The sequence below is a fragment of the Paenibacillus sp. FSL R10-2736 genome, from assembly GCF_038000245.1.
Classification (GTDB): Bacteria; Bacillota; Bacilli; order Paenibacillales; family Paenibacillaceae; genus Paenibacillus_AQ; species Paenibacillus_AQ phytohabitans.
Genome location: NZ_JBBOBN010000002.1, coordinates 350,947 through 363,349, shown reverse-complemented (window position 1 = coordinate 363,349; position 12,403 = coordinate 350,947). Strand labels below are relative to the sequence as shown.

The 12,403-nt window shown below is 50.2% G+C and carries 12 protein-coding genes; 8 read left to right on the top strand and 4 right to left on the bottom strand.

All coding sequences use genetic code 11. The features are described from left to right. The first annotated feature begins 49 nt into the window (after window positions 1-49). On the top strand, window positions 50-430 hold the full coding sequence (locus NSQ73_RS29655; protein WP_340989803.1) for a hypothetical protein: 381 nt from the start codon (window positions 50-52) through the stop codon (window positions 428-430). A 76-nt stretch (window positions 431-506) separates the two neighbouring features. Here NSQ73_RS29655 and NSQ73_RS29650 read toward each other — a convergent pair whose 3' ends face one another. Next, window positions 507-1,052 carry a MerR family transcriptional regulator gene (locus NSQ73_RS29650; RefSeq protein ID WP_340989801.1) on the bottom strand — a complete coding sequence of 182 codons (546 nt, stop codon included), beginning with the start codon at window positions 1,050-1,052 and terminating at the stop codon, window positions 507-509. 328 nt (window positions 1,053-1,380) lie between these two features. On the opposite strand from NSQ73_RS29650, the gene NSQ73_RS29645 reads away from it, so the two are divergent. From NSQ73_RS29645 to NSQ73_RS29635, 3 genes are all read left to right on the top strand, one after another. Continuing rightward, entirely contained in the window at window positions 1,381-4,989 is a 3,609-nt protein-coding gene (locus NSQ73_RS29645) for a family 16 glycoside hydrolase (RefSeq protein ID WP_340989800.1), read from the top strand. A gap of 175 nt (window positions 4,990-5,164) precedes the next feature. Beyond that, window positions 5,165-5,722, top strand: coding sequence for an RNA polymerase sigma factor (locus tag NSQ73_RS29640; protein ID WP_340989799.1), 558 nt, complete (start codon window positions 5,165-5,167; stop codon window positions 5,720-5,722). Beyond that, the gene (locus NSQ73_RS29635) at window positions 5,719-6,663 is read left to right on the top strand and encodes a hypothetical protein (protein WP_340989798.1); all 945 of its coding nucleotides are present in this window, start codon (window positions 5,719-5,721) and stop codon (window positions 6,661-6,663) included. Before NSQ73_RS29640 ends, NSQ73_RS29635 begins: the two co-directional genes overlap by 4 nt. 63 nt (window positions 6,664-6,726) lie before the next feature. Here NSQ73_RS29635 and NSQ73_RS29630 read toward each other — a convergent pair whose 3' ends face one another. After that, entirely contained in the window at window positions 6,727-7,881 is a 1,155-nt protein-coding gene (locus NSQ73_RS29630; protein WP_340990709.1) for an MFS transporter, read from the bottom strand. Window positions 7,882-8,111: 230 nt separating this feature from the next. Between NSQ73_RS29630 and NSQ73_RS29625 the strand changes: the two genes are divergently transcribed. Both NSQ73_RS29625 and NSQ73_RS29620 read left to right on the top strand, forming a co-directional pair. Continuing rightward, window positions 8,112-8,693, top strand: coding sequence for a TetR/AcrR family transcriptional regulator (locus NSQ73_RS29625; protein ID WP_340989796.1), 582 nt, complete (start codon window positions 8,112-8,114; stop codon window positions 8,691-8,693). A 41-nt stretch (window positions 8,694-8,734) separates the two neighbouring features. Further along, window positions 8,735-9,742: a phosphotransferase gene (locus NSQ73_RS29620; RefSeq protein ID WP_340989795.1), complete on the top strand. Its 1,008-nt coding sequence runs from the start codon at window positions 8,735-8,737 to the stop codon at window positions 9,740-9,742. A gap of 132 nt (window positions 9,743-9,874) precedes the next feature. Here the strand turns inward: NSQ73_RS29620 and NSQ73_RS29615 are convergent, their stop codons facing one another. Beyond that, the gene (locus NSQ73_RS29615) at window positions 9,875-10,522 is read right to left on the bottom strand and encodes a glycosyltransferase (protein ID WP_340989794.1); all 648 of its coding nucleotides are present in this window, start codon (window positions 10,520-10,522) and stop codon (window positions 9,875-9,877) included. Between the two features lie 154 nt (window positions 10,523-10,676). Between NSQ73_RS29615 and NSQ73_RS29610 the strand changes: the two genes are divergently transcribed. After that, the gene (locus tag NSQ73_RS29610) at window positions 10,677-11,183 is read left to right on the top strand and encodes a hypothetical protein (RefSeq protein ID WP_340989792.1); all 507 of its coding nucleotides are present in this window, start codon (window positions 10,677-10,679) and stop codon (window positions 11,181-11,183) included. A 55-nt stretch (window positions 11,184-11,238) separates the two neighbouring features. On the opposite strand, the gene NSQ73_RS29605 is transcribed toward NSQ73_RS29610, so the two are convergent. Next, window positions 11,239-11,703 carry a VOC family protein gene (locus tag NSQ73_RS29605; RefSeq protein ID WP_340989791.1) on the bottom strand — a complete coding sequence of 155 codons (465 nt, stop codon included), beginning with the start codon at window positions 11,701-11,703 and terminating at the stop codon, window positions 11,239-11,241. A 163-nt stretch (window positions 11,704-11,866) separates the two neighbouring features. Between NSQ73_RS29605 and NSQ73_RS29600 the strand changes: the two genes are divergently transcribed. Next, window positions 11,867-12,289, top strand: coding sequence for an Lrp/AsnC family transcriptional regulator (locus NSQ73_RS29600; protein WP_039296084.1), 423 nt, complete (start codon window positions 11,867-11,869; stop codon window positions 12,287-12,289). Window positions 12,290-12,403 lie beyond the last annotated feature (114 nt).

Sequence of the window (12,403 nt, the reverse complement as noted above, 5' to 3'; positions counted from 1 at the left end):
GAATTTGGCTGAATTTGGAGTAGGGGCCAAGGAAACGGAGGGAAAGATCATGGCGGCACAGACAGTATCAGGCATCAGCTCCATACAGCCCATTGCGGCCTATGGCGGTACACAGAGTGATGTCAGTTCCCTGGAGAAGCAGCGCAACCAGCTGATGATGGAACTGGATAAAGTGAATGCGGCACAGGGAAGTCAGATGCAGACTCCGTACCGGCGGGAGCAGCTGCAGCGGCAAATCCGGCTGCTGGAGTCCCAGCTCGTACTGAAGAGCGGAAGCAGCACCCCTGCCAATTTCGTACCGGCATCTCCGCTTAAGGATCACCTCCCCCTCTGGCGCAATGAAGGAACGGGAGGCTTCAAGGGTATCGGTCTCACCGATCCCCGGACGGCGACGGTGGACGCGGAAGGCCATTTCAACGCCTTAATTTAAGCTGGAGAGTGAAGGTGCGGCGAGCGTCTGGTGATGAACCGGGCTTGTCGCACCTTTTTTGTGTGAAGAGGCGGGCCTATAGGAATGGGAAAAAAGAGCGCAATAGACCGCGCTTCCTTGGCGGAGATGTCAGCCTGCCGGCGGCAACCGGATGAAGCTCTTCATACGTGGAGAGGGAGTTACTGCCGGGCTTCTGCATCGTTTCCAGCGTTGCGGATAATTGCTTAATCATTACACGCATATCCTCAAGTTCAGCACGCTGCTGGAGCAACTGAATCGAAACTACCTCGTTTGCTTTCTGATCCAGCGCGTGTTCAATATACCCGATCCGGGACCATATTTTATTCATAGGGTCATCGTCTGTATCTGGGCTTAGATTCTCTTGCAGCGGGCCCCTTGGCAGGTTGTCATTCGTGAGATCCAGATGGATGCATTCCAGTGCTTCCCCCTGATTAATACGTTCTTTAATATGATTGAGCTGGCTGATTTGCCGCTCCGAGAAGGTATAATGTCCAAGACGGTCCTTTGGAAAGAAATCGGGGAACATGGCCGCCCAGCGTTTGATCGTAGTCTGGCTAACGGACAGCAGCTCCGCAGCTTCCTTTGTTTTCAGAATTTCCATTTCAATCCCTCCAGTTTAGTAGTCCTTCTATGAGTAATTCGTTGTTCTTTGGCGGCCCCCTGCACAGGTGACAAAGGAAGTGCTGATTCGCTAAGCAAAGTGTTATTACGACTTTTCCTGCTCTACAGAGAGCGGTGTAGTTCATACAGCACAGTATAATTGTATCCCTGGAGAGTGGGCCTGCCACGCTCCTTTCTTCATGGTCCAGGATTATAGTAAGGAATAACTCCGTATGTGAGGGCATGTTATGAAAGCGGTTACTTACTTGGAGTTGTCCTGCCCGTATCACCATGCATAAGGAGCCAATATGGATCTAGAGGAGGTATTTATGCTTACGAGAAAAGTAATGAGTCTTCTACTAGCGCTTGCAGTCACATTCACAGGTTTCATCCCGCAGACAGCCGGTGCGGCCGAAAGCCCTGCCAACTACGGGGTGTCTTCAGCGGATACCACAGAGGCGGCTGATCCTGCATCTGTGCCGCAGGCAGCAGCCGGACCCGCGGTCATCCAGAACTACCCGATGCCCTCCATCTATACTGCATCCAGTGCTTTTTCACTGAAAGTGAATAATGAAGCAGTTCCCGTCATTAACTATCAGTCTGAATATGACTACGCCGGGTTCTCCTTTGACGGAACGGTCAGTATTGAAGTTACGATGCTGGGCAATAAGCCGATTGAATCGTATTCGATCAGCCCGCTGGCCAAGAACATCCAGGGGACCGTCAACGGGAGCAAGAACAAGCTGACCTTTACCCTGTCTGCCTCGACCTATGTCATTGTAGATATCAATGAAGACCCTAATGAAAATTATGATGAAACCGACAGGACGAAGCACCGGAAAAGGCTCGTCATCGCTGCCGATCCGCTGGAGACGAATATTCCCGCGTCCTCCGGTCCGGGAATCTACAATGTAACTGCTGCACCGTACCATGCAGACAAAACGGGGGCAACGATAACCTCGGCTGCGATCCAGCGGGCGATTGACGACGCCAATCAAGCCGGGGGCGGTACGGTGTACATTCCGGCGGGCGTGTATAAGAGCAGCAATCTGACCCTGAAAAGCAATGTTACCTTCTACCTGGCTGGCGGAGCTGTCATTGTCGGCACGGGCAGGGGTGAGGATTACCGGAATGACTTCCGCAAGGATACGATCTCCGATGGAACGTATTTCATCACCACGGCGGTGAATTCCAGCAATATTACGATGCGCGGACGCGGCACCATTGACGGGAAAGGGATCGAGATGCGCAGCCGCAAGATGGTGAATCCGCCGCGGAAGGAAGGCTTGCCGGAGGAGCGGCAGCACAAGAACGGTGAGGGGTTCATCAATAATCTGCTGGTACCGATGCAGACCAGCAACTTCACCTTCGACGGATTAATCCTGCGCGATGGCGGCTTCTGGGCGTTCATGGTGGTCCGCTCGGACCATGTGAAGATCACCAACTACAAGGGATTCCAGAGCGTGTATGGCCCTATTGAGGAAGACGCTATGGATATCAATGAAAGTCAGGATGTGCTGGTGAAGCATGCCATTGCCATCTCCAACGATGATACGTATTCCACCAAAACCTGGCCGCAGAAAGGAATGTCCAAGGCTTGGCCGGGAGCAATTGAGCAGCTGGAAAGAGTGACCTTTGACGACAGTCTGGCCTGGACCCGCGCTGCGGCCTTCAAGATTGGCATGGGCGTATGTACACCGCAGATCGGTGTAACCTTCCGCAATTCGTACGTGTATAATAGCGCCCGGGCTTTCTTCGTAGATCATGGCTATTCCCTTAATACACTTCCGGTGGAGGGCTATGCTAAGGATATTACGTACGAGAATATTGATATCGAGCGGGTCCGCAGCATGCAATTCGGCAATTTCTGGCTCTATGTCTCCACTGTCACTGCCGGCGATGTGAGCAATGTCCTGTTCAAGAACATTAATGTCCGGGAAACAGGAACGCAGACGTCGTTCTTGCGGGGGCAACCGCTCAAGGGCGGAATGGTGAACGGGGTGACGTTTACGGATGTCGTGGTCAAAGGCAAGCTCGCGCAGAATATGAGCGACCTGAAGGCAACCATCCGCAATGATTATGTGAGCGGCGTAGTCTTCGCCAACTCTGAACAGCCGCTGTTCAGCGATAACTTTACAGATGGGGATATTGCGGATTGGACGATCCATTCAGGCACAACCAGCTGGGCGGTGACAGCGGACGGAGGGAATCAGGTTCTCTCCACCAGCAAGACGCAGACGGCGCTCATTACCGCGAATGCCGGTGCTCCCTGGACGGATTACACCTATGAAGCCAGAACGCGGTTACCCTTTAATAACACAAGTGAGAACGCAGGCATTGTCTTCCGGGTGAAGGATCAGGAGAATTTCTATATGTACCGGATCGATGCAAGCAAGAGCCAGCTGCAGCTGTACAAAGTTATAGCTGGAGCACTGACACTTGTATCCGAGACTTCTTTTACCCCTGTGAAGAATCAATGGTATACGCTAAAGGTAACGGTGCAGGGGAATACGGTCAAAGGGTATGTGGACGGACAATTAAAGACTACATGGAGTAATCCGAACACTGAACTCACCTCCGGGGGAGCCGGCTTCCGCACCACCTCGGCGGGTATCTGGTTTGACGATGCCAAGGTAACAGAGATTCATAATCCGCCAACCGATATTACGCTGAGCGCTACCCGTGTTGCGGAGCTTACCACTCCGGGAGGCGTAGTCGGAACCTTCACTACAACCGATCCGGATGCGGGAGATACCTTTACTTACGCGCTGACCCCGGGAGAAGGGGATGCCGATAACAGCAGCTTCTCCATCCCTCCGCTGGGGGACACGCTGATTCTCCGGACCACGCCGGATTATGAGGCCCAGAGCAGCTATAAGATCCGGGTAAAGAGCGTTGATGCGAGCGGACTGTCTGTGGCGAGGAGCTTCACGCTCCAGGTTACGGATGTGGATGAAACGCCTATCGATTCGAATCCGAATTCCGTCCGGCTCACCGACAACTTTGAAGATGGGGATACCGCAGGGTGGACGGCTGCCGTGGGTAACTGGAATGTGGCAACAGATGGTAACACGAAGGCGCTGATCCAGACGAAGGGGAATACTACGGCACTCATTACAGCCGGGGATTCGTGGAAGGATGTTGCGGTGGAAGCCAAAGTAAAGGTTCCCATCGCGAATGCCAATGCCGGTATCCTCTTCCGGGTGCAGGATGCTAATAACTATTATATGTACCGGATGAATGTGAACGACAAGAAGCTGGAGCTGTTCAAGGCGGTAGACGGAACGCTGACTTCTGTGTCCAGCACGATGTTCGCCGATGCGGCCGCGAATCAGTGGTATACCCTTAAAGCGGTCATCAAAGGAAACCGGATCATAGGTTATGTGGACGGCCAGTTAAAGCTCGAATGGACGAACCCGCTAACGGAATTAACCGCTGGGAGAATCGGCTTCAGAACAACCTCCCAGAATGCTGTGTTCGATAATGCCCGCGTTACAGGGATACAGAAGGTTCAATCCGCTGCGAACAAGACGGTGACCCAGGACGTATATACAGCGGTCAGCGCTGAAGGAAATAGTCTTAGTGTCAGTCCAGGCAGTGCAGTGGCGGGTCGGATGGTCATCCTGACAGCTGAGGGCTACAATCAGAGCAACACATCGCCAATCACCGGCGACGAGCGGTACCACCCGGTAGCGTGGAGCTCCACGGAGGCGGGCAAGCCCGGGGTATTTACGGTAACTGAAGAGGTATATGGGGCCGAGTACACTCCCTCTTTGGCAGGTGATTTCAAGATAACGGTGACCTATCTGAAGCAGGTATGGGACGGAACGTCCTGGACGGATACCGCTATAACGGATGCCCTGACTGTAGACATTACTGTAAGTCTGGCACCTGAAGCCAGTGAGGAGGATGACACGCTTACGCTGAACGCGGAATGATTATCTTTTAATTTGCTCTAAAGAGGCTGCAACCTATAGAACATATCTTAATCCTGGCTGATAAGAGGGATACTTCTTATGCGCTGGGATTTTTTCTGTGAAAATTATAATATAAGTGCAACCCGTTCCAACAATTCCCTACTGTATAGATAAGAGATTAAAAGGAGAATGACAGATGGAAGATCAGGGAATAGTCCGCCTATACTTACAGCGTTCACAGCAGGCCATTGTAGAGACCAAGAGTAAATACGGGGCTTACTGCAGAGTGATTGCCCGAAACATCCTTTCGAATCTCTCAGATATTGATGAATGTGAGAATGATACATATTTGGCTGCGTGGAATGCAATTCCGCCAACGATGCCCGGGAAGCTATCTATTTTTTTAGGAAGAATCACCCGTAATATAGCGCTCGATAGACATAGTTATAATACAGCCAAGAAACGCAACCGTCAGTTTGATGCCATTCTAACCGAACTGGAAGGATGCATAGCTTCCCCGGATACGGTAGAAGGAGAATATGAAGCGGGTGAAACCGCAAGCTTGATCAATGAATTTCTATATGGCATAGAGGAGCAAGCCAGAAATATATTTATTAGGCGGTACTGGTATTCAGATTCCATAGAGGAACTTGCTATGAGATTTCGGATGAGCAGCAGTAAGGTGAAGTCCATTCTTTTCAGAACAAGAAATAAGCTTAGAGTTCATTTATCTAAGGGGGGAGTTCACCTGTGAAAAGAGAAGAGTTATACCGCGAGATCGGACTCATTGATGAAGATTTAATCGAAGCAGCCGGATCGAGCGGAGCGGAGAAAAGGAAGAAAGGCTTTTCTAAAAAGTGGGTGGCTCTGGTTGCATGTCTTGTACTCTATAGTTCAACCGCTTCCGCTTTATTAGCAACCGAATATTATAAGAATCAGAACGCAGAGCCGTATATCCGTTATCTGAGAGCTGAAGACATGGAGTTACTGCCGGTTCCTAAATATGACGGGATGAAATTTCTGCAGGCCCTCACAAGTGATAATGAAGAACATGTATATATTGCTATTAACCGGCTGGTGGAAGGCTTCAATGATCCAAGCTTAAGAGCAAAGGCATTGAATAAACTTCAGCCGTTTGCAGGAAATGAGAATCCCAAAATCGCCGATGCGGCTGCTTTTGCCATAGATATTCTCTCACAAAGTTACCGGAGTCCGTATATTGTTAAACTGGCAGACGGCAGTATGTTATTTACGTTATTTAATCATTATTCGGATTATGGAAGCCAGAATGTCCTATGGAGGATCAAAGACAATAAGCTGGAGGAATATTCAAGCTTCTCTGCACCTTCTATGTATATAACAGATATAATTCCTTCCCCCGATAAGAAGTTAGTTGCGGTCGTCACCTGTTCTAATAAAAGTGAATTTGTGCAGATTATTAATGTGGAAGCAGGAAGAACCAGTCCGGAATTAATAGAATCCGCAAGAGTCAAATATGGGGCGGAGCAAGAAATAGACACATGGATCCGCCCGGATTATGAAAATTATAGTGATGCCAGTAACATCGTCTGGAAGGACAATGATACCTTGGAGTTCGAGGGTTCCCTGGCCTATCAGGATACGGAGATTATAGAGAATGTCAGTGTAACGTACCAGTTTAGCAGCAAGGTGATCGGGGTGAAGAAGCTTAATTAGTCTGCGCAAAGCACGGAATATAAGAGAGCCGTGAGCCGCCTGTAAGGGCGGCCTTATGTTTATCTATTTAAGGCGGCGGGTTAATGCCCAGAATAGCAGCGCCAGGGCACTGACGATTGCGCCTAACAAGCATACTCCGTTCCAGCCTGAGTAAGCATAGATGCTGGTGGATGCGATGGACCCGGTGGCGCTGCCTATGGAATAGAAAATCATATAACCGGCGGTAAGCCTGCTGCGTGCCTCCGGGTGCAAATTAAGAATCATGCTCTGGTTGGTGACATGTACAGCTTGTACTGCCAGATCAAGAAGGATAATGCCGGCGATTAATGCGGGAAGTGAATGCTGAGTATAACTTATGGGCAGCCATGACAGAAGCAACAGAGTCAATGCCGCGCCAGTAGTCTTCTGCCCTAAACCCCGGTCGGCAAGACGGCCTGCCCGCGCTGCTGCCAATGCTCCAGCCACTCCGGCGAGTCCAAACGCGCCAATTGCAGAATGTGAAAGAGATAGCGGCGGGGCGCTGAGTGGCAGCACCAGGGAAGTCCATAATATACTGAACGCGGTAAAAATCAGCAGAGCCAGTACAGCGCGGATGCGCAGAATTCGCTCCTGTGCGAATAACGTGAACAGCGAACGCAGCAGCTGCAGGTAGGATAAGGCTTCTCTTGAGGGCTCATCCTTGGGCAGCACCCGAAACAATACGCCAGCCATGATTAGCGTTAATCCCGCAGAGACCAGGTAGACAGAGCGCCAACCGGCTATATCCGTTAATACTCCGGCAAAAGTCCGTGCGAGCAGAATACCTATAACGATTCCGCTGGTTACCACGCCCAAAGTACGCCCCCGCTCAGCCGGGTCTGCCAAAGTTGCCGCGAAGGCAACCAGTGTCTGTGTGACTACGGCAAGCAATCCAACCGCAGCTATAGCTATGAATAATATTCGGCTGGTGGAGGCGGTGCCAACCACAATCAGAGCCAGGACGGATATTAGCATCTGTCCGGCGATCAGCCAGCGCCGGTTCAACAAATCACCGAGGGGCACCAGCAATAGCAGTCCAAGCGCGTAACAGACTTGAGTGATGGTAATAACAAGGCCAACGGAGGAATGAGTAATCCCGAATTCTTGTGAGATAGCGTCCAGCAGGGGCTGCGCGTAATAAATATTGGCGACTGCCAGTCCGCAGGCGATGGCAAATAAGAGCGCAACACTCCGGGACATTGGAGATACTGGAGCAGATTCGGATGCTGCATGTGGTTGTTCAACTACCTTTTCCAAAGAGACTCCTCCTTAAATGAATGTATAACGGATCGCAAAATAATATACTGAACGGTATGAAATGTGACCTGATAAATATAACTATAAACAAAGATAACTGTCAATACATTGACATGACAGCCTGTTGAACATAAAATTATAATATACTGAACGATATGAAAAGAGGGGTTATATTGGCCCGGCAACGTGAATTTGATGAAGACAAGGTATTGGATGCAGCGATGCAGCTATTCTGGGAGAAAGGATTCGAAGCCACCTCTTTGAGCGATTTGACTTCAAGAATGGGCATTCAGCGCCCCAGCCTATACTCCGCCTTTGGAGATAAGAAAGGACTATTCGAAGCTGCGCTGCGCAAATATACGAGTGCTCACGCTGCCTCTATCCGGGGCAAACTCCAGACTAATTCTTCTGTTAAAGAAGCATTCCGCAGTTTTTTTGAGAATCTAGTGGCAAAGGAATATGGGAAAGGCCCGAACTGGGGATGCTTTTGCCTCAACTCGATGGTGGAGCTTGCGCCTCATGATGAGAAATTTGCAATCCTGACCAGAGAACATCAGATGTATCTCTCGGTAATCTTCCAGGAAACGGTTGAACGGGGGTTGCGTTCAGGTGAGCTTGATCCCGGCATCAACGCAAAGAGTCTGGCGCAGGCACTGGTCATATCATTAATCGGACTGACTGTGTTCATGAAATCCCGGCCTGAGCGGGCCTTTGTTGATAATTCTGTCAGAGAAATATTGACATTGTTGAGATAGAATCATGAATAGGGGAATCTGATTAGAGGGGTTGGCTTAGAATGCTGCTGACGACTGAGGACCAATTAATTGGCGAGATCGCAGGCTGGCTGAAGAAGCATTTTGAGGCGGAGCTGCTGTCTGCCGGGCGTGTGAATCGCGGACTATTGAACGAGAAGTGGATTATCGGGACGAATAAGGGGCGGCTGTTCGCCAAAAGCTATCACCCCGGGCGGTTCAAGATGGATGATCCGGAGTTTCGCGGCAAGATTGAGAATGCGCTGCAGCTGCAGCTCCTGTGGTACCAGTCGGGAGGACCGTGTCCTGAGCCGTTAACGCTGGAAGGGCGCTGCATGCACATCCTGCCCTGCGGAAGATACATGACAGCCATGACATGCTGTCCGGGTGCTATGGTGCCTGCCGGCAGGATCGGTAAGCAGGGAATGCATTCACTCGGACGGGCTGCTGCGGATATGCATACTGTCTGGAATTCCGCAGCGGCATCAGGATTGCGAGCAGCAGTGCCGGCGGGTGAACCGGCCTGGCAGTTGTCGCGCGAGGAGATGGAGCGCGCCTGGGAGGTAAGCTGGGAGGCAGCCCGCAGCTCGTCCGGGCGTGTCCGGGACGCGCTGCAATTACAGAAGGCGGTTACTGATTCACTTGGAGATCATGACTTTATGCCTCTGACAGCGGGCTGGGCCCACCTTGATCTGTGGGCGGACAACCTGCTGTTCGAAGGGGATGCGCTGACAGCCATCGTTGACTTCGACCGGGCACGCTACTCGTTTCCGGCGCTGGACCTCGGGCGGGCGGTCCTCTCCGGCACACTCGGCGGGAGCGGATTCCGCAGGGATGCGGTTGCTGCTTTCGCTGAAGGCTACCGTAGTGTACACCCGCTGCCGCCGGGCGCTCTTTTGCGGGCAGTCAAGTATGTCTGGTGCATCGAGTCGCTCTGGTGGATCAAGCCGCCGCTCGATTCGTCGAGCAGGGTCCCTGCCCGCTTTGCCGAAGAAATGATTCATACTGCGGAGCATTGGGATCAGCTTGATACACTTCTTGGGGATATTTAGCCTGCTGCATTCGTCTGATATGGGGAGGACATATTTGACGCCAGACCTTCATTCCCATTAAAAAAGCTTTCCACAACCCCCTCCCGGGCGATTATGAAAAGCTGTCTTACATACGGTGTTTGTTACACTCCACTAGAATTTCTCCGGGAACTGCTTGATAATGCCTGATGACAGAACATCCGCTAAATGAATCATATGGACCTCATTCTTGTCGGTCGCGGCAATATCTGCTTGCCAGTCTCCCTTGAGGCAGCTCAGCACAATGTCTGTAACTAACTGAAGGTGTGTATACAGCATCTCTTGCACCGCTTTAAACGGCCAGTTTGAATTCAATGCGCTTAAAAAAGTTGCAATCTCATCGGCATTCTTATGCCAATCGTCCTGCAGCTTCTTCACATCAGCCTGATTGCCTGCTTTGGCGGCTGCTACAATCTTGCCTGCAATCCCAATATGCTCTTTCAGCAGCTCCGCAAGCTTGTTGCCGGCAGCCTCCCCGTAATACGGTTTGAATACATCGCCTATGTCCTGCTGGTTTCTCAGCAGGCGGTTCAGTACATCCTTCTGGTCCGGGTTATTGGAGATGGCACTGACAATATAGCTTCGCGTCCATATGGTATGGTCAATCCATACCTTCTGCATATCGCTTTTCAGCTGAACCATCTTGGGGCTGAAGCAAACCGCTTCTTTCTTGTCGCCAGCCTGTGCCTGTAGGGGTCCTGCTGCTTGCGTCAAGGTGAGCATGAGCACCAATGTTAACGCCAGCAGCCATTTGTTTTTCAAATTCATCTGCTCCTTTATGTGTGCGAATGAAATGGCTTGTATTATTATGGCTGAAGCGTGGGGTTATATGCAGAGAAGACTTGTCCACTCCTCTTTTTGCAAATAGTATAGATTCATAAGCGTCTCATTCTGAAAGGGTCAGGCAGGTGGAGCTATGGGCCGCACTAAAAACGTCTTTGTTGGCATTGCAGTTATACTGATGCTTGTGGCGGCAGGGTTGATCATCAGCTACAATAACCCCAAGGCAAAGTATGAGATTTACCAGGATCATCGCGAGCTGTTTGCGGCTGTAAAAGATGAGACTGAGCTTCTTATGACCAGCCTGGATAACCGGAGTGATATAGGAAATACCTTTATCTATTCGAATAACGGAAATGCTGTGGGCCATCAGTTCCTGGATGGTGCGAATGCGGATCTGCAGGACAAGGTAGGACAGATTATTGCGGTATCAGAGGACAAGCTGAACTTTCTTAGATACAGCAGACAGAACGGGAAGAGCCTTATAAGGTTCGTGTTTGACTGGGAAGGTGAGAACGGCAACACCTATCATATTGTGTATTGCGACAGTCAGCATCTGGCCGAGAAGGCTTATAGTGAGGAGCCTGTTAACTACAAGCTGGATATACTGGCGGATGGCTGGTACGGGATAGAGATCAAGTGATCTGAGCGATGGCTGCATAACGGAACAGGCCCCGTCCCTTCAGGGACGGGGCTTTTTATGGGGTAGGGTTAAATCCGGACATGTCAAAATCAACCTCTTCAATAAATTCGATAATTTCCCCGTTAGGGCTGTGAACGAGCGCGTTCTTCACCAGCAACGGCGGTTCGCCAAGTGACAGGGTATCCGGTTCTACGAAAGTCCTTGCTCCGTGAGCAAGGGCTTTTTGATATATTTCCTCCACATTATCTACATAAAAGGCAAAATGCAATAACGCTCCGTGGGCTATCTCTTCTTCGGATGAAGCTTTCTTTCCCTGAGCAGGAATCACGGCATCGTTATCAAAAATTTCAAGGCAGGTTCTGCCGTCCGGTGAAATCAGCATCGAAGCTTCCTGGATGTGAAATGAGGGCAGACTCCAGTGATGACCCCGCTTAAACCCCAGAACTCCGGTATAAAATGCAATAGTCGCTGTATAATCTCTAGCTTGGATCGCTACATGTGCCAGACCTTTTACGCCCATCTAATTGCCGCCCCCCCGTATCTGATATAGGTTAATTATAGGTAAAACAAAGCTTGAAATACATGTAAATAACAAGGGATTTATAGTAATATAGGATTATATTATGAGGTATTTCAGATAATTTGGTTTATTAACTAAGGGGGCGTTCAGGATAGATAATCTTATGGATGACATTGATACAAAAATCATGACCTTACTGCAGTACAACGCACGAATGTCAGTAGCTCAAATCAGTAAAGAGGTGGCCATGTCGCAACCTTCGGTGAAAGAAAGAATGATGAAGCTGGAGGAAAAGAATATCATTTCCGGCTATGTCACTACGTTTAGTCTGCGGGAGCTGAACCGGGGGACGACCACTTTTATCCTATTAAAGACGGAGCATTGCCACGAGCTCACTGACTTTTGCCGGGAGGCTATTGAAGTAACGGACTTATTCCGTATCAGCGGAGAATATAATTATCTCATGAAGGTGCAGACTGCATCAATTGAAGAGCTTGCTGAATTTCAGGATTCGCTGATTAAGTTCGGTCCTTCCAAGTCGCATATCAGCCTGAAAAATATACTGGAGAACAGGGTTTTGCTGTAAGGAATACCTGAGGGACCCGGCTTGGAGAACCATAGCACAGCAGACCGCTATCCAAACAGGAGGGCGGTCTATTTCTTTTTTTTGACGAGAGGAGAATCGGGCTTGCATCCTGCC